We start from the raw sequence: 22224 nt of genomic DNA, 5'->3' as shown, positions 1-22224 counted from the left end.
CTCGTGGGCTCGTAGATGTGTATAAGAGACAGGTCCGCGCCAGCAGGTGCGGCGGGGCTACCGCCGAGGAGCTCAGCCACTTCCATTTCCGCTTGGGGCAGCTGACCGCGGCGCGCCATAGAAGAACTACTGCTCCAGCCGTAGAGGGTGCCGCGTTTGCCTGGTTCAGGAACTTGGGTGGAAATCTCTGCGGGTTTTGTATCGGTGACAGGGACGGTGAGGTGGAGAAGTGCGGCGTCGGAAAGCGGCGACAGCGCCCACGAATCAGCGTCGTAGGTGGTTCCGTTGATGCGGGCTTGGGTGCCCTTATTATTCACGGACTCGAGGCAGTGGCGTGCGGTGAGCACCCATTGTGCGGCGACGAGGGTGCCGGTGCAATCACCGAAGCTGCCCACGCGTCCTATCTTGAGTTGGGCGACAGTATGGGCCTCCTGGGAGTCCGTAGCTGGTTCGCCGTGTTCGAGTGCAGTGGCCGGGGTGGCAGTCAGTGCCACAATGCTGGCGGCGAGCAAGGCAGGGAAGATTTTGTGCTGCATGATTAGTCCTTCTTTCCGGCAGGAACGGCGATGGCAATAACTTTGGCGACGGCCCATTCGGCCGGCCCCTTCCCGATCAGGCGGCGCCACAGGGTTGCGATAACGAGGAAGAGGGCGATGAAGGCACAGGCCCAGGCGGTGTTGTGCAGGGCGATGTGGCTTTGCCAGTAATAGGCGGTGAGCACGTGCAGGATGTAGATGCTCAGTGACATCGCGCCCAGCGCCGCAAAGGGATAGGCCAGCTTGGGCGCAGTTCGGCCGACAAGCAAGCATAGGTGTAGGACGACTGCGGCGACGGCAATGGACAGCACGATCTCGCCCACTACGCCGGTGTGCCCGGTAAAACGCAGCCAGCCAGTAATGTTCGTAGTAAAGCGGAAGTAAAATCCGATAGCGGCAACGATGCCGGCTATAGCAGTGGAAGCCCACTGCGCGGCTGCGCCTTGCTTGCGAATATAGATTTCATAGAGCAGCATGCCGGCGAGGAAATAAGCGACATAGGCCAGCAGTGGGTATACCTGCGGTAGGGTCAGCGGAGCGTATTTCACGGTCGCGGCTACGGTGGCCGCAGCGAATAGGATTAGCTTCCAGGCCCAGTGCAATGGGGGAACCCAGCACAGCAACATCATGGTGATGCCGATTACTACTAGGACGACCTGAATCTCTCCCCCTAGAGGCAGTAGCGCGAGGCCGATGAGTGTAATTATGCAACCGCGGGCGAGGATGCGCAGAAGCGTCGTCACCGTGAAACTTCGGGCAATGATCATCAATGTGACGCCAGCCAAAATGGCAAAAAGCGCAGCGGGCAGGCCGTTGAGAATGACTTTGGTATGCCACACGAGGGAGGCCATGTGCAGGACTACCATGCCAATAATGGCAAGTGAGCGGGCTATATCAAGCCCAACGATGCGCGAAGATGCGGACACCGGGCGTTCTCCTTCAAGACAGAGGGGAGCGCGTTGCCGCAGTCCCCTTATTAATAAAGACTTTCTTTTTCTACTAAGAGAGTCTGGAAGGTTACTGTGGAAGCTTTATAAGTGTCCTGCATTTTATAAAGGGGTTTCTTAAGACCTATTACTGCAGCGAGAATCCGCCTAATCACGGAAGGTAGCATCGCGATTTTTGCGCGACCGAGAGGGATCAGCGGCGAGCTTGAGAAGCGAGGCGCCCATTAAACCAAGCACAACTCCGCCTAGAAGAAGCCACAGGCTCCCAGAACCGAGCCATAGCGCAAGACCCAAGACAATGCCGGCAATGAGACCCGGCAGCAATGAGGAAGTCTTCATAGACGGGCACCTACGAAATAGATTAGATACAAGAAAAACCGCCCGAAGGCGGCTCATTTTGTGCGCCCGGAGGGATTCGAACCCCCAACCTTCTGATCCGTAGTCAGATGCTCTATCCGTTGAGCTACGGGCGCAGACCGTTGGTAAGCAGTGCGTGTGCTCTGCTGTGCAACGAGAAATAACTATACCCACGGTCTAGGAAACTACCAAATCCCCAGTTCACTTAGTGTTTACCCACGAGAAGCGGGAAGGCTTTAGGAAGGAATGAGGGCGGCAACTTCGGCGTCGGAAAGCAGAGCGTCCTGGAATGCCTGCAGGGTGGTCTCGTGGTCGAAGTCAATGCCGATGAGAACAATTTCAGCACCAGGGGTAACGCCATTGGCCGCCCAGAGGGAAGCGGGCACGATCTGGAGGTTCGGGCCAGCTTGCTGCCAGGCGTGCGCAACGCGCAGATCGGTATCGATCCAGCAGTACCCCTTGGAACGTACAAGGCCGGTGCTAGCCCGCAGGGCGGCAAGTAGACGCTCGCGATTAAAGGGGCGGTCGGCGCGAAAAACGACGGAGGAAATGCCATATTCCTCGGTCTCGGGGGTATGCGGGTTGACCAGTTCTTCGGCGTAGCCGTGATAGGTGGCAGCGGTAGCGGTGTCATACAAGTGGGCATCGAGGACAAGCCGTGGGCCGATAACACCGTTGGTAACAATCACGACGCGGGCGCGGCGGTTCATGGCGCGAACGGTAGCGATGACGCGCTCGGTTTCGGCAGCATCAACCAAATCAGTCTTGGTAACAAGGATAAGATCAGCAAACTCAACTTGGTCTACTAGGAGGTCGGCCACGGTGCGATCATCGGTGGGTGCGGCCTCAATATTCTCAGACGCGAGGCTCTTGCCGCGACGCAGGCAATCAAGAAAAGCGGAAGCATCCACGAGAGAGACCATGGTGTCAATAGGGGCGACGTCGGCAAGCATGGTGCCGTCCGCAAACTCCCATTCAAAGGTGGCGGCCACGGGCATAGGCTCGGAAATGCCAGTGGACTCGATGACGATCTGATCGAAGCGGCCGGAGCGGGCCAGTTTACCTACGGATTCGATGAGATCTTCGCGCAGGGTGCAGCAGATACAGCCATTGGATAGCTCGACAAAGCGGTCCTCGCCGCGCTCGAGGTGACCTTCGCCGGCAACGAGGGCAGCATCAATATTAACCTCGGAGAAGTCGTTAACGATGACGGCAAGCTTGCGCCCTTCGCGGTTGGCAAGCAGATGGTTCAAGAGCGTGGTTTTTCCGCTGCCCAAAAATCCGGACAGCACAGTAACGGGAGTAGCCATTCCCTAATGATAACGTTTTTCATTAGGGAATGGCTACGTCACCTAGATTGAAAGGCCGAAGATTGGCACTGCCAGCAAGTACACCGTCAGGGTGATGAGGAAGATGCCGATGATATTGAGGCCAAGGCCACCCTTGATCATCTCACCGATCTTGACGTAACCAGAGCCATAGGCAATGGCGTTCGGCGGGGTGGCAACTGGGAGCATGAATGCGCAGGTTGCCGCGAGGGCCACCGGAATGGTGAGGAGAAGGACGTTGATATCACCATCGGCAGTAAGCCCCACGCCCACGGCGACGCCACCCATAATCGGAATGAACGTAGCCGCCGTAGCCGTATTGGAGGTGATCTCCGTCAGGAAGAGCACCAGCGCAGCCACGGCAGAGACGATGAGGACAACGGGCAGGACGCTAAGCCCCTTGGCCATCTCACCAATCCACAGGGACAGGCCGGAGGAATTAAAGACCGAGGACAGCGACAGGCCGCCGCCGAAGAGCAGGAGGACGTCCCACGGCATTTCATTGGCCGTCTTCCAGTCCAGCAAACGGATGCGGCGCTGGTTATCCGCGGGCAGGATAAAGAGCAAGATGCCAGCGGCAATGCCCACGATGGCATCGTCATAGTTCTCAAATTCTTTGAGGACCAACGGCAGGGTAACCCAGGCTGCGGCGGCGAGGACGAAGATGATGCCGGTCATGATCTGGGGGCGGGTCCAGAGGCCGAGGGCCTCAATTTCGTCGTTAATAAGCTCGCGGCCGCCTGGAATATCCTTCATCTCCGGCTTGAAAACGGTGATGAGCAGTGCCCAGGCAATCAGCAAGAAGATTGCTGCAAGCGGCACACCAACTGCCATCCACCGGCCGAAGCCAAGGGTAACTCCCCAGGTATCGGCCATATATGCGTTAAGGAAGGCATTCGGCGGGGTGCCGATGAGCGTACCCAGCGAACCAATGGAGGCGGAATACGCGATACCCAGCATCAGTGCCGTGGCAAACTTCTTTTGTTTTTCCCAGCCGCCTACGGTTTCCGCGGTCAGTGCAAGCACCGAGGTGCCGATCGGGAGCATCACCACGGCCGTGGCGGTATTAGATACCCACATGGACAAAAAGCCGGTGGCCAGCATGAATCCCAAGATCAGGCGCTTGGGCGAGGTGCCGATGATCTTCACCACGTACAGCGCTAGGCGGCGGTGCAAGTTCCAGCGCTGCAGAGCAAGCGCGATAAGGAAGCCACCCATGAACAAGAAAATGGTGGCGGACGCGTATGGGGCACCTACCTCTTTAATCGTTCCCACACCGGCGAGCGGGAAGATGACCAGCGGCAGCAGCGCGGTGGCGGCGAGCGGAATGGCCTCGGTCATCCACCACACGCCCATCAAGATGGTTACGGCAGCGACGGTGCGGATGGCACTGAGCGTGTACTCGGCTTCCGGATCTGCACCCGCGGAGCCCTGTACGGTCTCGATCGCATTCGAGGGGAAGAACAAGAAGACCAGTACGGCCAGACCCAAGCCGATGAAAAGGCCGATGAACTGGCGGCGCCACTCGCTACGCGGCGCTCCGGGGGCTTCGTCACCTTCGGTGTGGGCAGTAGATTCGTGAGTATGCGGGGTGGTCATACCGCGCGCTCCTTCACTTAGAGAGGATTGTGCTGTGGGATATGCTCCGTATTTCCCAGTTTATTAGCTAGGCCGAGGCAGCAGACCGAAAGTTATCCAGTTCACTGCGAAGCATGCACTGACCATACAAAACATGTGACGCAGAAACCATATCCCGCCACATAGAACTACCCCCGCACCCCCACAGAGCACACATCGCACCTGCCCGAAACCGGAAATGAGTCCACCACTTCCCTACCCCCGAGTTAAGGAACGGCGAGTTAGATTCCCAGTACGGTCTTGGCAATCAGGAAGTAGATAATCAGGCCCGTGGCATCGCAGAAGGTAGAGATAAACGGGTTGGAGAATACTGCTGGATCAGCGCCGATGGTCTTAGCCACGATGGGCATGAGCCCGCCGACGGTCGCAGAAATCGAACAAATCAAAAACAGCGTCGAGCCGATGACGAGGCCGATGCTTAGGCCATAGACCAAGGTGGCCAGTCCCAAGCCAGCTAGTCCCAGCACCGCGCCGAGCAGCATGCCGACGCGCAGCTCGCGCCACATGACAGCGAGGAGATCGCGCGTGCGGACGTCGCCCAGCGCCAAGGCACGCGTCACCGTGGTCGCCGCCTGGTTGCCGGTATTGCCACCGGTGCCGGTCAACAGCGGGATAAATAGCGAAAGAACCACAGCCTTTGCCAATGTGTCTTCAAAAGAATCGAGCACCTGCACCGTCAGTAGCGCAGAGACGGCCAATACGAGCAGCCATACGATGCGCGAGCGCACCAACTTGAGCAAAGGCGTGGATAGGTACGGTTGCTGAAGTGCCTCGGTGCCGCCAGCACGAGCGGAGTCCTCACTATCTTCTTCTTCCACGATGTCCGTAGCATCGTCCCACGTCAGCAGGCCGACGAGGCGGTGCGAATCATCCACGATAGGCAGTGCAAGAATGTCCAATGGGAGGAACCAACGCGCGGTTTCTTCCGCATCAGCACTAGCACGGGCAAAGATGGGGTCGTGCATAATATCGGCCATGGTCAGCGTGGCATCAGCGGTGAAGATTTCGCGCAGGCTGACCACTCCCACAAGACGCCTATCCTCGCGGGTAATGGGCACGGTGTAGATGGTTTCCAGCTCATTTGCGGTCTCCCGCAGTTTAAATAGCGCGTCCTTAACGCTCATCTCTGGGTGGATGACGGGCACCTCGGGTGACATGCGGCGGCCCACCGATCCCTTGTCATAGCCCAGCACCACGCCCGTGACATCACGCTTGGATTGCGTCAGCGAGCGCAGCAGGCGGTCCGCGATTTCCGCGGGCAGCTCATCCAGCAGGGCCACGCGGTCTTCCGGATCGAGCTCATCGAAGAACTCATAAACATCGGCATTGCCCAGCTCATCGATGATATCGGCCTGGTGCTTTGCATCGAGGGCGTCAAAGACGACGATTGATTTCTGGCGCGGCAGCAAGCGCAGGGCCAAGGCTGAGCGGACGGCATTTTGTCGCTCGACGACGGCGATGAGTTCCTGCAGGGGCACCTTCTCCAGGAGTTCCTGGAGGCGTGGGGCCTTGGTGGGGCTAATGGCGTCCTCTTGTTTTAGCCATGCCTCGACAATATCGCTAGCCCGCTCGGTGGTCTCCGCCATGGCCTACCCGCCTTTCCAACCCCAGGTTATTGACTTCAGGCTTCTTAGACTACGCGATTTGCCCAGAAAATCCGTCAGAGATCATCTCTGGCCGCATGAGGACGCCCAGAAGCCACCTCGATGATGACATCGGAACGACTACAGGAATAGACCCCACAGGGCGAAGGCTGCTAGCAAAGAAACCAGACCGGCAGTACTGGCCAAAATGATTGCATGCGGGAGGGGAGTCTGGGAAGAAAGGGCGACGTCAACAAGCGAGGCACGTTGCCACACCGCCAAGACCAGCGCCAGCACCCCGGCGGCAAGGAGGACGAGCGGCAAGAAGACGCGCACACTCACCGTCCGCATCACACCTAGCAACACTAAGGAAAGGGCCAAAAGGGTGCGCTGCCACGACAGGCGCGTACGCTCTGGTTGCAGGCCGGGATCAAAGGGCCGGTTAGACAAGGAACTCGCCTACCAAAAGCGCACCGGCCACCACTACGATCACAGCAACAAGGACCGGAAGGCCGAAACTAAACGGAAGCGATCGATTCTCTCGCATCGCGCGCTCTGATTGCTTCCAATGCCCCCACGCCACCACGGGCAAGATTATGGCGACTATCAGCATGAAGACCGACACCGCAGCACGCAGGGAGCTTGGAAGGGGAACATCAAAGGCCTCAAGTGCTACTCCGCCAGCAATCAACGCTAGGGAAGTGCGAATCCACGCCAGGAACGTGCGCTCATTAGCGAGCGTGAAACGCGGATCAGGGTCGGTGCCAACTGCAAACACCGAGCGGGGAAACCTCGAGTCACTCATGGGCACCACTTTATATTCATTTATCTCCTACGTCGCGACAAGCCCACGCAACGCTTCGCCTTCCCGTAGCCTCATAGGCACTGGCCAGCCCTCTAAGCAAAGGAGCGCCCGCCCCCATGAACCTGCGCTTATGCAACTACGTGCCATCCTCCGCGAACGAGGACGAGTTTTTCAGCAAAGAGAACATCAAGCGCGTCAGCACCCCAAATCCGCGCCCCGATACCACCGGCTTGCGCGCGGCCATTGTGAGCAACGGCCCTTGCCCCACCAAGAACCATACGAGATTCGACTTCCTCTTACAGCTCTTCCATATGGGTTCCATCGTAATTCTCGGGCTCTTCCCTTTTGCTCTTACGGGACTCGATTTCCGCATCGCTTGGCTCATCAGCCTGCCTATCATTGCATTCGGCATTTCCAAGCCCGGTCGCTGGCTGGCCTCGACCCACAATGAGCGCACTCTACTCCGCAAAGCGTGGGCCAATAATTGGCTCGAATTTCATCCCGTACTGGTGGGAAACTTCTACCACTGTGGCACCAAGGAAGAAAATAATCCTATTGGCGATGACCACCATTACTTGCACCAGGCGCGCATCATGGTGTTCTTTCCTGATGGTTCCACCGAGATCCTGCCCGAACTAGCAACAACGAGGGTTCTCGACTATCCGCCTGAAGCGATGAGGTCAGATGGCACCATCTTTGCGAAACGCCCGGCTGATCTGCGTGTGAGCCCCACCATTAATAATGGCTGGGCGCTACTGACCGTGCTCGCCGGTGACCCCGTATCCGCCGGCACTCCCGATATCGGCTTGAATGAGCAGCAGATAGAAGCAGCGCTTGCCCAAGTGGAGCGTGAGTGGGCACCCGGCATTCTGAATTAACCCGCCGCAGCGAGTTATAGTCGGGCCATGATTGAAGTTGCCGCCGTAGTTTTCCGTAATTCCTTTGGCCATGTCCTCACCGTGCGCAAAGATTCTTCCACCAAGTTCCAACTGCCCGGCGGCAAGCTTGAGGCGGGCGAAACCCCCGCACAGGCCGCAGCCCGCGAGGTTGCAGAAGAAATCGGCGTTGACGTCCGCCTCCCAGAGCTTTCCCCGCTCGGCATCTTCGACGCACCGGCCGCCAATGAACCCGGTGAAACCGTTCGCGGGCATATCTTTACTTATCCACGCCCCGTCCTTGCCCGAGCGGCTGCCGAGATTGCCGAAGTCGCATGGGTAGACCCCACCAACCCAAAGCGGGAGTTCGCCCACCTGCTGCGCGACGAGGTCTTTCCTGTCCTGGAATCCTAAGGCCCTGCTTGGCCCCTTAGGAATTTCCTATTGCGGCTCCTAAGGGGGCAACCTAGAGTTATTTTCATCAGAATTGAGCGATGAAAGGACTGTCCTCCGTGCCGCCACTTTTCCGCCGCTGCGCCAAGTACCAGCACAAATAGCAGGTTTCTCCGCTGCATAGAGCCGACGAGAATAGAAAGCGCGAATTAAAAAATCCCGAGCGCGCACGCTCGGGATTAGATGGCGGAGATGAGAGGATTCGAACCTCCGGACCCCAGAAGGGTCAACTCCTTAGCAGGGAGCCCCATTCGGCCGCTCTGGCACATCTCCACGGTTCGCAAGGAACCTCGTTTGAGAATACCTTCCTGCCTCGCCGCTGCCAAACTAGCCCCCTGCTTTCGCTCCCGCAGCAAAGGCGCAGGCCCTAAAGTGGTATCCATGATTCGCCCCGACCTGAAAGCCATCCCTGCCTACGTCGCTGGTGCGCACAATGATGACGCACTCAAGCTTTCCTCCAATGAGGCCGCGCACCCGCCCCTGCCAGAGGCAGCCGCGGCCATGGCGGAAGCCGTGACGAAGGCTAACCGTTACCCGGATATTGCGGCCACCGCGCTGCGCGAGGACCTCGCCGCTCACCTGGGAGTAGATGGGGCGCAGGTGGCGGTGGGCACCGGCTCGTCCGCATTGTGCCAACAGTTGGTGGAAATTGCCGCTACCCCTGGTGAAGAAGTCCTCTTCCCGTGGCGCTCCTTCGAGGCCTACCCCATCTTCGCCCAGGTGGTGGGAGCCCACCCCATCCCGGTTCCGCTCCGCACAGACCAGCGCGTGGATCTGCCGGCCATAGCGGACAAGATTACGGACAAGACCCGGCTTATCTTCGTGTGCAACCCCAATAACCCTTCCGGCACCACAGTGACCAAGGAGGAGTTCGCCGCCTTCATGGATGCCGTGCCTGCCGATGTCCTCGTAGCCCTCGACGAGGCCTATATCGAATACAACCGCGCCACCAACACCCCGCTGGGCACGGAGCTAGTGGGCACCTATCCCAACCTGGTGTGCCTGCGCACCTTCTCTAAGGCCTATGGGCTGGCCGGCGTGCGCATCGGTTATGCCTTCGGCCCGGAAAATATTATCGAGGCCCTCAATAAGGTGGCCATCCCCTTCTCCGCCAGCACCGTGGCGCAGGTTGGTGCCCGCACGGCACTGGCGGCGCAGGATTCGCTGCGGGAGCGCACCGATGAGGTCGTCGGCCAGCGCGAGCGCTTAGAAGAAGCCTTGCAGGAGTGGGGCGTGCCGCATTCCGAGGCGAATCACGTGTGGCTGCCGGCTAAGAATCTTGCCAGTCTTGGCACTCCACAGGAAGTAGCCGCTCGCCTGGCCGAACGCGGCGTGCTCGTGCGCGCATTTAGCGAAGGCCTACGCATTACCGTAACCACCGAGGAAGAAACCGACACCCTGCTGCAGGCGTGGAACGCAATCATAGGAGGCTAAATGCGATCACTTATTAACTTCGCCCTGAACGTCTTTGCCATCGCGGTGGCGCTGTGGGCGGTGGTCACCGTCATTCCCGGCATCACCATCACCCCGGCCGAAACCGGAAACTTCATCGCCATTGCCATCGTCTTCATCATCATTAATGCAGTGGTCATGCCGGTGTTGCGTGTCCTTGGCGCACCGCTGACCTGCTTGACGCTCGGACTTTTCTCCCTCGTCATCAACGGCGCGGCGCTCATCATCGTGGAATGGGCGCTCAATACGCTTGACCTCGGAATTGGCCACCTTGTCATCGACTCTTGGGGCGCCGCGATTATCGGCGCCATCGTGCTGTCCATCGTCAGCAGCGTCATCAACTTCTTTACGAGCCCGCTGCGGCAGCGCGATTAGCCGCCCGCAAATGGCGGCAACACGTCCACGCGGGTCACGCCAGCCAGGGGGGAATCCATGGCGGTGTTCCCGGCGCCGTCGATAAGAAAGCTACAGCGCCCCAATACTTCTTTCAGGCTCATGCCAGCCTCGGTGGTTCCGGCATGTTCCCTGCCCAGCTGCGCCACCAGATCACCCAAGGTGGCGGGGGCTTCTACCTGCTCAGAAGCCACGCCCGCAGCGGCGCGGGCGGCGGCGAAATAGTGAACGGTCAACATGCCCTCTACTATGCCCCGCACGCCCGTGCCATGTCGAGACCGCGGGTAAACTAGCCGCCATGCGCACACCCGAGACTCACGCGCGCGAGGTCGCCGCGGCCCTACCCGCACGCCAAGCCACCACCGTGCCCCTCACCCAGACGCAGGATATGGTTCTGGCTGCGGATATCCACGCCGGCTTCCCCTCCCCTCGCTTTGATAACTCCCAGATGGATGGCTACGCGCTTCCGCAGTGCACGGCCGGGATCTACCCGGTGGGCCCCACCATCGCGGCCGGCACTGAGCCCGCCCAGGTACTCGACAGCCCGCTTTCCAGCGCCTGCCCGATCATGACCGGCGCCAAGGTACCGGAAGGAACTGCAGCCATCGTGCCCATCGAGCGCTGCGAACCACAAGAATTCCTCGCTCCGGGTGAGCGCATTACCGTGCCAGAGACCTCGCCAGGCCAATTCATCCGCCGCACCGGCTCCGACCTGGAAGAAGGCGCCCTCCTCGCCGCCCGCGGCGATAAGCTCACGCCGGTGCGCTTGGCCGCCCTCGCTTCCCAAGGAATCGACGAGGTAGAGGTCTACCGCCCCGCCCGCATCCTCATCTGCACCGGCGGCGCTGAAATCGGCCACGGCAGCGCCGCCATTCCGGATGCCAATGCGCCACTCTTAACGGCAATGGCCGGCCGCGCCGGCATCGACGTCGCGGGCTATATCACTACCGACGATGACCCACAGGCCCTAGAGCGCGCTTTCACGGAAGCCATCGCGCAACACCACCCAGACGCCATCATTACCTCAGGCGGAATTTCCGCCGGGAAATTTGAAGTAGTCCGCCAGGTGCTCGATGGCTGGTTCGGCCACGTGGACCAGCAACCCGGCGGCCCGCAGGGCATCGCCACTTTTCACGACACCCCAGTGATCTGCTTGCCTGGAAACCCCATTTCCACGTTGGTGAGTTTCCGTCTCTTCGTTGCCCCTGCGCTCGGCTGGGCCCCGCAGCCTTTCCGCGTCCCCCTGGCCGCGGGTATCGACGGTCTCCCGCACAAGGACCAATTTCGCCGCGGGCGCGTCGATTCCCATGCCCACATCCTCGGTGGCGCCAGCTCCCACCTGCTCGCCCAAGCGGCAGACGCCACCCATCTCATCCGCGTCCCTGCCGGTCAACGCCTCGAAGCAGGCGAGGAAGTAGAGGTCTACCCACTATGAGCCCACAGCGCACCGCCATCGTCATCGTCGCCTCTACCCGCGCCGCCGCGGGCATCTACGAAGATCGCTCCGGCCCCATCGCGGTGGACTTCTTGCGCCGCAAGGGCTTTGACTGCCCCGACGCGCGCATCGTCCCCGATGCCGATATTGCCGCAGCTGTTGACGCCGCGTTCGCCGAAAAGCCCGCAGTCATCCTGACCTCCGGCGGCACTGGGCTGACCCAAGATGACCAGACGGTAGAAGCCGTAGCACCACATATCACCCGCGAGCTTCCCGGCATCGCGGTGGCCTTCTGGCAGAAGGGATTGGAAACCGTGTCCACCGCGGTGGCTTCTCGCACCGTTGCCGGCGTCAATGATTCCACCTTTGCCATGACTCTTCCCGGTTCTACCGGCGGGGTAAAAGACGGCTGCGCGGTTTTGGAAGAATTAATCGTTCCGATCGTCGATATGTTAGAAGGAAAACATGAGCACTGATCCCTCCTATGTGGCCGAGCAAACCGGCTGCACCATCGGCACGCTTCTGAGCGATCAACCCCTAGAATCCCTCCTTGCCGCTGCCAAAGAGGAGACTGCCACGGCCGCCATGGGTGCGGTTGTCACGTTTGAAGGGATTGTGCGCGATCACGACGGCGGCCGGCCCAATGTGACTTTGCTTTCCTACAGCGCCCACCCATCCGCGCCAGAGAAGCTGCAAGAGGTCACCGATTCCGTCGCGGCCAACCACCCAGTGCGCCTGTGGGCCGCCCACCGTACAGGTGATCTCAAGGTCGGTGACCTAGCCTTTGCCGTAGTAGCGGCCGCCGCGCACCGCGGCGATGCCTTCCAGGCCGCCGAGGAATGCGCCGATCGCGTCAAGGCGGAGGTCCCCATTTGGAAGGAACAAAGCCACGGCGATGGCTCCACCAATTGGGTGGGCCTGGAATGAGCATCCGCTATGCCCGCCAGGAAGCGCTCTGGGGCGAGGACGGCCAGCGCAAGCTCAGCGAAGCCCACGTAGCGGTCATTGGTGCCGGCGGCCTGGGCTCCCCGGCCCTGCTTTACCTAGCCGGGGCGGGCGTGGGCCGCATTTCACTTTTTGACGACGACGTGGTCTCCCCCTCCAACCTGCACCGCCAAGTCATCCACACCACCGCCGCCATCGGCACGCCGAAGACGGATTCCGCCGCGGCCGCCGTCCGCGCGCTCAATCCAGAGGTGGACATCACCTGTCACGGCCGCCTCGAATCAGCGACGGCACTAAAACAATTGCGCGGCTGCGATCTCCTCCTCGACGGCACCGATAACTTCGACGCCCGCTACCTCAGCTCTTGGGCTGCCCACGAGCTCGGCATCCCACACGTATGGGCCTCCATCCTCGGCTTTGATGCCCAGCTCAGCGTTTTCTGGTCCGGCCACGGCCCCGTCTACGAAGACGTCTTCCCCACCGCTCCCGCACCCGGCGAGGTTCCCTCCTGCTCGCAGGCCGGAGTCTTAGGCCCGGTGGTCGGCGTTGTCGGCTCTGCCATGGCGCTCGAAGCCCTCAAACTCATCACCGGCGTGGGCACTCCACTCACCGGCACGCTCGGCTACTTCGATGCTCTTTCCGGTACCTGGGAATACATTCCCCTCCAGTCCACCGGCGCGCAACCAACCCAGCCTGCTGACGCCCCCGAGGTCCGCGAGATTCCCCCACACGCCCCGCTTATCGACGTCCGCACCTCCCCCGAGCGTGCCCAATCCGCGATCCCCAACTCCACGCACTTTGAGCTGGACCGCATCCTCGCCGGCGAAGTTCCCGACATCGAACCAGATACTCCGGCCGTTATCTACTGCGCCAGCGGCATGCGTTCCGCACAAGCCGTCGATGTCCTTCGCAAGCGCGGCTTCACCAACGTCGTCTCCCTGCGCGGCGGCATCAATTCCTGGCTCGAACAAACTTAATCCGCGGCAGGAGGATAGTTGTTCTGAGTAACTAACGCTCAACTGAGAGTGTCTCAGAAACAACAGAAGGCGAATGTTTTAGGAAGAATTGCGTAGCTTGTCTTTGCCAGCGTCGGCCCAAAAGTCGTAAGTCTGTGACTTGGAGTAGTCGAGCCTGACTACTCTGCTTTCAAAATCTGGCAGCGCTTTCTCAGAAGATCGGCGTGTTGATAAATATCTTCAACTGTTTCAAGGTCAAAATATTGTTCGCTCTTTTCCTCTCCAAAAATGCCGATTCGGGGTACTCGACGATCAAAATACAGGCGGGCGATAGGCTTTCGATTGTTGTCTTGGAATAAAATCGCGCAGTAACTCTTAGCATCGCGCAATGCAATGTCCGCTACCGGAACGTCAGCACAGCAGATCGCCTTAATAATGGAATATGCTTGAAGCTCTTCTTCAGTTGTTACAACTCCATCACTCACAACATTCTCTTCAACCTGTTTCTCCTCTACAGGAGACTTTTCTACGGCCGTGGAGACATCGTCAAAGTCCTGAGCAGAACGCAACCTTCGATTAGCCTCATCTTTCAAGAATTGCGATTGTGCGGTTTCCACCAACTTGGTGAAAGTCTCTAGGTTCTGTGCAGTCATTCGCCGTGTAGTTACGCGAGCTGCTATAAGTTTTACCCATTCCGCATCAGGTTCTTTAAATTGCGTGGATAAAACTTTACGGATTTCCGAAATGTATTTCAGTTGTTCCGCACTTGCTGCAATTGTTTCAAAGTCGAATTTTGATTTCGTGCACATTTCAAGATGCGGAAAGATACGTGCATCTACGTTACTCAAATCTAGAGTCATGAATGGCTTCTCATCCATTCGGTTGGCAGCATCGAGTTGCGCATAAAACTCATAGACCTCGCCATTAGTCAAAATCGCAAATTCAGTATCCGTGACGTTAAAGTAACGAACGAGCTGATTTGCGTGACTTATGTTTAGAGGCTCACCGATTTTCTTGCACTCAATAAGAAACCGAAAATCATCTCCCGATTTGATCGCAAAGTCGACTTTCTCACCCTTTTTCACTCCTACGTCGGCCGTATATTCCGGTATTACTTCGCGTGGGTCTGTGACGTCATAACCTAGAACAGTGCTGATAAAAGGAATGATGAATGCAGTTTTCGTTGCCTCTTCAGTTTCAATTATGGGCTTCAGCTCTTGAACTCGCGCCGAGAGGCTCTGCACTGCTTGATTGATACTCATTCTTAGGTCCCCTTCTACGAAAAATCACGGACATAGACAATCACTCTAAGTAAGCAGGGAATCCATAAATGGATTAGTTTCCACAATTCCAGCTTTGTTCTCCTTTTACCGTAGTAAAACACAATGCAAACGGCGCGCTATCCCCTATTTTGGCGCCAAATTTACAAAACACGCAGACTAAAGTCATCAGAATGAAACCTCGAAAGCAAATAAAGTCGCGCGACACCGAAAAACGATGCCACACGACTTCATATATTGCGGAGACGGCGGGATTTGAACCCGCGGAGGTATTACCTCGCCGGTTTTCAAGACCGGTGCATTCGGCCGCTCTGCCACGTCTCCATGCTGTTCTTCGAAAACACTCATCGTGCCTACGAAGCAACTTGGTCAGTGTACTAAATAGATAGCCCGGTTTCCCAAAAAGCCACCTGCAACACTGAATGTCACCGTAGAATACTCCGAATTCAGTGGCTCAGAACACACAAGATTCGTTAGATTGGGCCCATGACTACAACACACATGAAAGCCATCGTTCAGACCGATCCGCAGGATCGCCGGTCCTTAGAGCTCCGCGAAGTCGAGGTCCCTAAGCTGCGCTCGGGAGAAGTGCTCGTCAAGGTGCAGGCAGCTGGCGTGAACCGCGGCGATATCCTGCAGACGATGGGTGCCTATCCGCCACCACCGGGGGCATCGGAAATCTTGGGCTTAGAAGCAGCAGGCACTATCGCCGATGCCGGGGATACGAACTGGGAGGTAGGCACCGAGGTGGGCTGCCTGCTTTCCGGTGGTGGCTACGCCGAATACGTCGCGGTTCCGCAGGGCCAGCTGCTTCCCGTGCCCAAAGGGTTGAGCATTGAAGAAACTGCAGCGGTGGTTGAGGTCGGGTGCACCGTGTGGTCCAACCTGGGCATCGAGGCAGGCCTTCACGAGGGCCAACGCGTCCTCATCCATGGCGGAGGCGGCGGCATTGGTACTTTTGCCATTCAGGTAGCCAAGGCGCTCGGCGCAGAGGTAGCGGTGACGGCCGGTTCTGAGGAGAAGTTGGAGCGTTGCCGCGAGCTGGGCGCCGATATTCTCATCAACTATAAGGAGCACGACTTCCTAGAAGAGTTGAAGGGAAGCTGCAATGTCATTCTGGACATCATCGGCGCGAAATATCTGGAAAAGAATATGAAGTGCCTAGCTAAGGACGGCAAGCTCATCATCATTGGCATGCAGGGCGGCACCAAGGCGGAAATCAACTTGGGCGCCATGCTGCCCAAGCGCCTGACCATCCAGGGCACGACGCTGCGCGCCCGCGATCTGGAGGATAAGGCAGAGATTGTGGCAGGCACGGTAGAAAATGTGTGGCCCATGTTGGAGGACGGCCGCGTAAAGCACGCCCTGCACGCCGCTTACCCGCTTGCCGACGCCGCCCAAGCCCACACTGCCCTAGACAGCGGCGAAGTCACCGGCACCTTGGTGCTTACCGTTTAAGCCAGTGAGGCTACAACGCGGATGAGATGCTCGACGTCGTGATAGGTGTTGAAGGGGCCGAGCGCAACGGTAACGGCACCGCCAATTTCTTCCACGCCCATCTCCGTGAGCAACGGAGTCTGCGGGGCAAGCGTGGTAACAAGGCCGTTATCAAAGAGACGCTTATAAACCGTCTCGGCCGGAACACCCTTTACCGCGAAGGTGAGGCGCGGCAGGCGATCGTCGGATGCGCCGGCGGCCGCTTCCCCGGTCACGCCAAGAATATGCACGGCGGGCAGGGTGCTCAAGAAGGAATACAGGTCCGCGCGCAACTCCTCCAAATAGGCGCTGAGCGCATCCATGGAGGTGCGCAAGCGCTTGCGGCGCGAGCCGCTCTCCCCACCGGCCAGGGCAGCAAGGTGGTCCACGAGCGGGCCGACACCGCCGGCCAGGCCAGAGGAAATGGGTGTTTCCAGCTTGCGGGCGCCCTTGCCGGTATGTACCGGATCGAGGGCATCGAGGCGGCGGAACATGCGGGTATCGCGGAAGACCAAAGCTGCTAGCTGCGGTCCGCCCAGCAGTCCCAGGTCGAGACCCAAGATATCGGCGCCAAGATCATCAAAGTTGATGGGGCGATAGGGGGCGATCGCAGAGACGTCGAGAAGCGTCCAGGCGCGGGAGCGCTCATGGACGGTGTCAATGATCTCAGCCGCTGGGGAAACCGTGCCCAAAAGCTCGTGCGCGGCGGAAAAAGCGACGAGGCGCGTGGAGCCGTCGACAAGCTCTGCAAATTGGAAACCTGGCAGCTCACCCGTGCCCAAGTCTGGCTGGGCCCAGCGGGTCTCTGCCTTGACCTCAGAAAATGCCGAGTACAAAGACGGCGGATCCAGCTTGGAGAGCACCATCGAGGAATTGCTGCCCAACAGCGGACGGGCCGCGTGCGCCAAGGACTGGTACAACACGGACAAGGACGGGCCAAGCACCACGCGGTCTGCCTTGGACCCGGTCAGATCCGCTACAGCCATGCGTGCGGCGGTGTAATTACCATCGCCTTCCAAACGGCCCGGCGCGGGCGTGGCAGAGTGGGCACCTCCTGGACCCTCCTGGGTGGCCACCGCAGTGGACATCCGGAAGGAGCGCGCCACGCCGGAGGCGACGCGCTCAGAAATTTGGGGCACCGCGTGCGCGTTGAGGTAGGTCCAACCATCAGATAGCCCGGTGTATAAACCGCGCACACTGAATACGTCGTAGTGTGCCGAAGCTCCTGCTGGCATTACGGTCCCCTTCTTTATCGCACTAGGCATCGCCACACAGTGGCGGTCGGTTCCCTACTGTATACGCGTTTGCCCCAAGTTTCCCAAATCTGGATTTTCGCTGTATATCGCTGTTTTCGCAGGCTGGCGGCGTGTAGTTCCCGTTTGCCCAGCCCGCGCGCTAGGGTGTTGAGCGTGCAAGATAACAATCAACTGCGCGCTGATATCGCCCGCATGACCTCCCAACCAGACGGCGAGGCCACCCCAGCGTCCCAGTCCGAGACCCTCAAGGCCGCCTTCGCGGATCTGGCGCAGGGTGCACAGCAGCGCGAGCTGTGGTTCAAATTGGGCATTCAAGATATTAAGCAGCGCTACCGCCGCTCTGTCCTGGGCCCGTTTTGGATCACCATCGCCACCGGCGTGATGGCCCTTGCCTTGGGCCTGTTGTATTCCATGCTCTTCCAGATTCCCGTCGCGGAGTTCCTCCCCCACGTCACCGTGGGCCTTATTATGTGGACCTTCATCTCGGGTTGCATCCAGGAAGGCTCCACCGTCTTCATTGACAACGAGGGCTTGATTAAACAGCTCCCCGCCCCGCTGTCGGTGCACGTTTACCGCTTAGTGTGGCGCCAGACACTGTTTTTGGGCCATAACCTCATCATCTGGTTGCTGCTTATCCTTATCTTCCCGCGCAGCCTAGGCTGGGAGTTCTTCCTGTTTATCCCTGGTTTGGCATTGCTGTTGGTCAACGGCGTATGGGTCACGATGTTCTTTGGCATCATCGCTACCCGCTTCCGTGACGTCGCTCCGCTGCTAGAAGCACTGACCCAGCTGCTGTTCTACGTCACCCCCATTGTGTGGATGACCAATACCTTGAAGGACCAGGGCGGTGCGGTGGCCGGCCGCGCCCGCATCGCGGAAATCAACCCGCTCTACCACTACCTGGAAATCGTCCGTGCGCCCATGATCGGCGAGCCGGTGGCCGCCTACCACTGGTGGATCGTCATCGGCTGCACCGTTCTCGGCCTGCTCATCGCCGGCTTGGTCATGCGCAAGTGGCGCTTCCGCGTCAGTTACTGGGTTTAAGCCCACGCCCTGCACTTCCTGAGATTCCTCGAAAGGATACAGACTGATGGTCTCGATTGATACGTATAACGCGTGCGTGGACTTTCCCATCTTTGATGCCAAATCCCGCTCGCTAAAGAAGGCCATGCTTTCTTCGGCCGGCGGCGCCATTGGCAAAAATGCCCAGAACACCGTCGTGGTGGAGGCGCTAAAGGATATTAACCTGCACCTGCGCGAGGGCGACCGCGTGGGTTTGGTGGGCCATAACGGCGCCGGCAAGTCCACCCTGCTGCGCCTTTTGTCTGGCATTTACGAGCCCACCCGTGGTTCTGCCGATGTGCGCGGCCGCGTGGCCCCCGTCTTTGATTTGGGCGTGGGCATGGACCCAGAGGTCTCTGGCTACGACAACATCATTATCCGTGGCCTCTTTTTGGGCCAGTCCATCAAGCAGATGAAGAAAAAGATGGATGAGATTGCGGAGTTTTCTGAACTCGGCGATTATCTCTCCATGCCGCTGCGCACCTATTCCACCGGTATGCGCGTGCGCTTGGCGCTCGGCGTGGTGACATCCATTGAGCCGGAAATCCTGCTGTTGGATGAGGGCATCGGCGCCGTCGACGCCGCTTTCATGGCCAAGGCCCGTGTGCGCCTGCAAGAGCTGGTGAAGCGCTCCGGCATCCTGGTCTTTGCCTCCCACTCCAATGACTTTTTGGCGCAGCTATGCAATACCGCCTTGTGGATCGACCATGGCGAGATCCGCTCGGTGGGTGAGGTTTCCGAGGTCGTCGGTGAATACGAAGGCCCTGAGGTGGGCGAATATGTGCGCGACCTGCGCGAGCGTTTTGAAAATGAGGACACCAGCGGCAACTAGCTGAGCATATGCAGCAGCTGGTCCCCTACACCGGTTACCTCCAGCTGTAAGCCATCCGGCCGGTGATAGTCCGCGGCGCTAAGGCGCGCGCTGACCACCGGCCGGTTAATTTTTTCTGGGCCGGCAGGCTCTTCCTTTTTCTCGGTATATATGCGGTAGCCCATCTTTTCACTCACCCGAGCCGAGGCGCGGTTGGTTTTTACCCAACTGGTGCGCAGCGAATGCGCATCGAGGTGTGAGAAGGAAAACTCGGCCACCGCTTGGCGGATAAGCGTGCCATAGCCTTGGCCTTGGAAGCGGTGCAGTACCCATGATGCGGTCTGCACTTCTCGCGCGGCCGCAAAGCTTTCGGCCGATAGGTCCACCACACCCACCAATTCTTGGGTTTCTACGTCGCGGGCAATGAAATCCAAGGTCCAATTATCGACACGCAGCTGCGCCCGGTGCTCCCATCGGTGTTGGGCCATGGCGGCGGGGGTATTCGTCTTCTCATCAAAAAGCCAGGGAAATGCATGTTCTGGAATGGTTGCGCCATAGATATCTACCGCACACACTTGAGCCACCTGGGCGATGTCTTCATCGCGCATGACACGCAGGTCAACTCCGCGGCCCGTATCATCGCAGGCCCGAATGATCACCGCAAAAGGTGGCCAGAAGTCTTCCATAGATCTCACAGTATCCGCAGAGCCACCTCTATATCTACTTTTCGCTTCACCCGCGCGGAGTGTTTCTGCGCTGGTCCCCTACCCCGGTGGCAAGATGGAACCCATGACTGCCACCCTGACTTCCACCGGTTCCACCGCCGCCGTCATTGTTACCCATCAGCGCGCCGAGCTACTGCGGGCCTCGCTTGAACAGGTAGTCCATCAAACCCACCCCGTGCAGTGGGTAGTCGTGGTGGATAATGGCGCGGAAAATGCGGTGCGCGAACTCGTCGAATCTATGGCGGGTGACCGGGGCGTCTACGTACCTTCGGAAACCAACCTGGGCGGCGCTGGCGGCTTTGCACTGGGCTTTCTCACCGCCCTTTCCTTGGGCGCCGATGCCGTGTGGTGCGCTGATGATGATGGCCGCCCCGCCGATCACACGGTACTAGCGGAGCTGTATCGAGTGGCCGAAGCCAACCGCCTGCATGAGGTCTCCCCGGCGGTATGCAATATTGACGATCCCGGCCGCCTCGCCTTCCCCCTGCGCCAGGGGCTGGTATGGCGCCGCCGGATGGAGGAACTGGAAGGCGATTTCCTACCCGGCATCGCCTCGCTTTTTAACGGCGCGCTGATTTCCGCCGCGGCCATGGAGATCATTGGCGTGCCGGACTACCGCCTGTTTATCCGCGGCGATGAGGTGGAATATCACCGCCGGCTGGCCAACTCCGGACTCTCCTTCGGCACGGCGCTGACCACCAGCTACCTACACCCGGACGGATCGGATGAGTTCAAACCCATCCTGGGCGGCAAGATGCACACGCAGTACCCGGAGGGCGAGTTCAAGCGCTTTTTCACCTACCGCAATCGCGGTTACCTGCTGTGGCAGCGTGGTATGCGCAAGCTACTGCCGCAGGAATTTGCCCGCTTTGGCTGGTTCTTCTTGGTCCAGCGCCACGACCCGGCCGGCTTTATCGAATGGCTAAAACTCCACAACCGCGGGCGCCAAGAAGATTTCCGCCGCCCTAACCAGGGCTAGGACGGATCCTGCTTGGCGACGACCCTGACCCCCGCCTTCCAAAAAATAATCCAGCGTTGCACCGCAAAGTTCACCACGGTCGCGGTGCCCTGCGAGATAGCAAAGGCCACCACGAGGGAAAGGGTCGAGTTCCACTCCCAGTGGACGGCGAAAAGCTCAAAAAGGAACTTATAGGCCACCATATTGACCACGAAAGTCACGCCGTAGGTGGCAAGGACACCGGCGAAGCGCACCGCGGTGGCTTCGGCCTGGAAGGCCCAGCGGCGATTGAGTAGATAGGCTGCCCAGGTACCGATAATAAAGCCCACCGCACGGGCAGGGTCGGCGCTAAGCAGGCCGAAGCCGATCTGCAGGAGCCAGGTTAAGGAGACGTCGATAAGCGCGGCAAGCGCCCCCGTCACAGCGAACTTGGCGCTTTGCGCGCGCAGGCTGGTCGAGCGCGAAGCCCGCTGAGCCGCGCCGCACCACGTCTGTGAGGAGGCTGCTGCCATCTATTTTTCCTTAAAGATAAAGGCCCTTTGAATGGCAAAGTTGGTCACCGTGGCCACGCCTTGGGCGATGACGAAGGCGATGGTGTCTTTTACCGCACCCTCAAAGCCGAGAGCCATAAGCGGCTCATTGAGCACCCAGTACAGGAAGTTTTGGACCGCAAAGGTAGAGGCGTACAAAATGCCCACGGTCGCGGCTGTGCGGCCAGACACCTTGGCCCCAAAGGTCCACCGCGCATTGGCCAGGTAGGCGGCGATGGTGCCAAAAACCCAACCGATGGCCTTGGCGGCGGAACGGTGCAGCCCCAGATAGGTCAATAAAAGCGTAAGACCATAGTCAATGGCGGCGGTAAATACGCCCACGGAAATAAAACGCACCAGCTGGGTGTGCAGCGAGGTGGATGAGGGCTTTACTTCTACGGCGTCGTCAGCGGAATTAGTCAC

At 59.1% G+C, this 22224-nt stretch carries 26 protein-coding genes and 3 tRNA genes; 12 read left to right on the top strand and 17 right to left on the bottom strand.

The genetic code is table 11. The features are described 5' to 3' along the window. The 9 genes from QP934_RS06150 to QP934_RS06110 all read right to left on the bottom strand — a co-directional run. A partial coding sequence (locus QP934_RS06150; protein WP_419127078.1) for a trypsin-like serine protease occupies positions 1-536 on the bottom strand: 536 nt, incomplete at its 3' end. A 2-nt stretch (positions 537-538) separates the two neighbouring features. Beyond that, entirely contained in the window at positions 539-1462 is a 924-nt protein-coding gene (locus QP934_RS06145; RefSeq protein WP_419127077.1) for a DUF418 domain-containing protein, read from the bottom strand. A gap of 168 nt (positions 1463-1630) precedes the next feature. After that, positions 1631-1822: a hypothetical protein gene (locus QP934_RS06140; protein ID WP_349819576.1), complete on the bottom strand. Its 192-nt coding sequence runs from the start codon at positions 1820-1822 to the stop codon at positions 1631-1633. Between the two features lie 61 nt (positions 1823-1883). Then, a tRNA-Arg gene (locus QP934_RS06135) sits at positions 1884-1956 on the bottom strand. 120 nt (positions 1957-2076) lie between these two features. After that, on the bottom strand, positions 2077-3150 hold the full coding sequence (locus QP934_RS06130) for a GTP-binding protein (protein ID WP_419127076.1): 1074 nt from the start codon (positions 3148-3150) through the stop codon (positions 2077-2079). Between the two features lie 42 nt (positions 3151-3192). Then, complete coding sequence (locus tag QP934_RS06125; RefSeq protein ID WP_419127075.1) at positions 3193-4767, bottom strand: SLC13 family permease; 1575 nt, start codon at positions 4765-4767, stop codon at positions 3193-3195. A 260-nt stretch (positions 4768-5027) separates the two neighbouring features. Beyond that, on the bottom strand, positions 5028-6392 hold the full coding sequence (gene mgtE / locus QP934_RS06120) for a magnesium transporter (protein ID WP_225746111.1): 1365 nt from the start codon (positions 6390-6392) through the stop codon (positions 5028-5030). Positions 6393-6530: 138 nt separating this feature from the next. Beyond that, positions 6531-6839 (bottom strand): DUF202 domain-containing protein, encoded by a 309-nt coding sequence (locus QP934_RS06115; protein WP_308572474.1) that lies wholly within the window; start codon positions 6837-6839, stop codon positions 6531-6533. Continuing rightward, entirely contained in the window at positions 6832-7194 is a 363-nt protein-coding gene (locus QP934_RS06110; RefSeq protein ID WP_299139625.1) for a YidH family protein, read from the bottom strand. Before QP934_RS06110 ends, QP934_RS06115 begins: the two co-directional genes overlap by 8 nt. 116 nt (positions 7195-7310) lie before the next feature. Here QP934_RS06110 and QP934_RS06105 point away from each other — a divergent pair, with 116 nt between their 5' ends. Then, the gene (locus QP934_RS06105; RefSeq protein WP_419127074.1) at positions 7311-8072 is read left to right on the top strand and encodes a hypothetical protein; all 762 of its coding nucleotides are present in this window, start codon (positions 7311-7313) and stop codon (positions 8070-8072) included. A 27-nt stretch (positions 8073-8099) separates the two neighbouring features. Further along, positions 8100-8483 carry an NUDIX hydrolase gene (locus tag QP934_RS06100; RefSeq protein WP_419127073.1) on the top strand — a complete coding sequence of 128 codons (384 nt, stop codon included), beginning with the start codon at positions 8100-8102 and terminating at the stop codon, positions 8481-8483. 223 nt (positions 8484-8706) lie between these two features. Here the strand turns inward: QP934_RS06100 and QP934_RS06095 are convergent. Then, positions 8707-8795: transfer RNA gene (locus QP934_RS06095), tRNA-Ser, on the bottom strand. A gap of 108 nt (positions 8796-8903) precedes the next feature. On the opposite strand from QP934_RS06095, the gene hisC reads away from it, so the two are divergent. Further along, positions 8904-9956: a histidinol-phosphate transaminase gene (gene hisC, locus QP934_RS06090; RefSeq protein WP_419127072.1), complete on the top strand. Its 1053-nt coding sequence runs from the start codon at positions 8904-8906 to the stop codon at positions 9954-9956. Further along, positions 9957-10349 (top strand): phage holin family protein, encoded by a 393-nt coding sequence (locus QP934_RS06085; protein ID WP_239282684.1) that lies wholly within the window; start codon positions 9957-9959, stop codon positions 10347-10349. Here QP934_RS06085 and QP934_RS06080 read toward each other — a convergent pair. Beyond that, positions 10346-10606, bottom strand: a complete 261-nt coding sequence (locus QP934_RS06080) for a MoaD/ThiS family protein (RefSeq protein ID WP_269953802.1) — start codon at positions 10604-10606, stop codon at positions 10346-10348. The genes QP934_RS06085 and QP934_RS06080 overlap by 4 nt on opposite strands. A gap of 59 nt (positions 10607-10665) precedes the next feature. Between QP934_RS06080 and QP934_RS06075 the strand changes: the two genes are divergently transcribed. Genes QP934_RS06075 through QP934_RS06060 form a run of 4 tightly spaced genes read left to right on the top strand, consistent with a single transcriptional unit; the run spans position 10666 to position 13724 of the window. Further along, positions 10666-11802 carry a molybdopterin molybdotransferase MoeA gene (locus QP934_RS06075; protein WP_419127071.1) on the top strand — a complete coding sequence of 379 codons (1137 nt, stop codon included), beginning with the start codon at positions 10666-10668 and terminating at the stop codon, positions 11800-11802. Beyond that, positions 11799-12278, top strand: a complete 480-nt coding sequence (locus QP934_RS06070; protein ID WP_419127070.1) for a MogA/MoaB family molybdenum cofactor biosynthesis protein — start codon at positions 11799-11801, stop codon at positions 12276-12278. Before QP934_RS06075 ends, QP934_RS06070 begins: the two co-directional genes overlap by 4 nt. Beyond that, positions 12268-12729, top strand: coding sequence for a molybdenum cofactor biosynthesis protein MoaE (locus QP934_RS06065; RefSeq protein ID WP_340419403.1), 462 nt, complete (start codon positions 12268-12270; stop codon positions 12727-12729). Before QP934_RS06070 ends, QP934_RS06065 begins: the two co-directional genes overlap by 11 nt. Continuing rightward, positions 12726-13724: a ThiF family adenylyltransferase gene (locus tag QP934_RS06060; RefSeq protein WP_419127069.1), complete on the top strand. Its 999-nt coding sequence runs from the start codon at positions 12726-12728 to the stop codon at positions 13722-13724. Before QP934_RS06065 ends, QP934_RS06060 begins: the two co-directional genes overlap by 4 nt. Before the next feature lie 158 nt (positions 13725-13882). On the opposite strand, the gene QP934_RS06055 is transcribed toward QP934_RS06060, so the two are convergent. Further along, complete coding sequence (locus tag QP934_RS06055; protein ID WP_049358922.1) at positions 13883-14965, bottom strand: type I restriction enzyme HsdR N-terminal domain-containing protein; 1083 nt, start codon at positions 14963-14965, stop codon at positions 13883-13885. A 258-nt stretch (positions 14966-15223) separates the two neighbouring features. After that, a tRNA-Ser gene (locus QP934_RS06050) sits at positions 15224-15307 on the bottom strand. Between the two features lie 177 nt (positions 15308-15484). On the opposite strand from QP934_RS06050, the gene QP934_RS06045 reads away from it, so the two are divergent. Then, positions 15485-16441, top strand: a complete 957-nt coding sequence (locus QP934_RS06045; protein ID WP_419127081.1) for an NAD(P)H-quinone oxidoreductase — start codon at positions 15485-15487, stop codon at positions 16439-16441. On the opposite strand, the gene QP934_RS06040 is transcribed toward QP934_RS06045, so the two are convergent. Then, positions 16438-17694 (bottom strand): aminotransferase class V-fold PLP-dependent enzyme, encoded by a 1257-nt coding sequence (locus QP934_RS06040; protein WP_419127068.1) that lies wholly within the window; start codon positions 17692-17694, stop codon positions 16438-16440. The genes QP934_RS06045 and QP934_RS06040 overlap by 4 nt on opposite strands. A 213-nt stretch (positions 17695-17907) precedes the next feature. On the opposite strand from QP934_RS06040, the gene QP934_RS06035 reads away from it, so the two are divergent. Continuing rightward, the gene (locus QP934_RS06035; protein ID WP_419127080.1) at positions 17908-18759 is read left to right on the top strand and encodes an ABC transporter permease; all 852 of its coding nucleotides are present in this window, start codon (positions 17908-17910) and stop codon (positions 18757-18759) included. A gap of 46 nt (positions 18760-18805) precedes the next feature. After that, positions 18806-19609, top strand: coding sequence for an ABC transporter ATP-binding protein (locus tag QP934_RS06030; RefSeq protein ID WP_005323203.1), 804 nt, complete (start codon positions 18806-18808; stop codon positions 19607-19609). On the opposite strand, the gene QP934_RS06025 is transcribed toward QP934_RS06030, so the two are convergent. Further along, entirely contained in the window at positions 19606-20274 is a 669-nt protein-coding gene (locus QP934_RS06025; RefSeq protein WP_340419399.1) for a GNAT family protein, read from the bottom strand. The genes QP934_RS06030 and QP934_RS06025 overlap by 4 nt on opposite strands. Before the next feature lie 94 nt (positions 20275-20368). On the opposite strand from QP934_RS06025, the gene QP934_RS06020 reads away from it, so the two are divergent. Next, positions 20369-21292: a glycosyltransferase gene (locus tag QP934_RS06020; protein WP_419127067.1), complete on the top strand. Its 924-nt coding sequence runs from the start codon at positions 20369-20371 to the stop codon at positions 21290-21292. Here QP934_RS06020 and QP934_RS06015 read toward each other — a convergent pair. Continuing rightward, positions 21289-21783 (bottom strand): GtrA family protein, encoded by a 495-nt coding sequence (locus QP934_RS06015; protein WP_419127066.1) that lies wholly within the window; start codon positions 21781-21783, stop codon positions 21289-21291. The two genes, QP934_RS06020 and QP934_RS06015, sit on opposite strands and share 4 nt — an antisense overlap. After that, positions 21784-22224, bottom strand: a complete 441-nt coding sequence (locus QP934_RS06010; RefSeq protein ID WP_005323207.1) for a GtrA family protein — start codon at positions 22222-22224, stop codon at positions 21784-21786. It abuts the gene before it with no gap.

Source organism: Corynebacterium sp. MSK122 (assembly GCF_030229435.2).
Lineage (GTDB): Bacteria > Actinomycetota > Actinomycetes > Mycobacteriales > Mycobacteriaceae > Corynebacterium > Corynebacterium marquesiae.
This window is presented reverse-complemented; position numbering and strand designations above follow the sequence as displayed.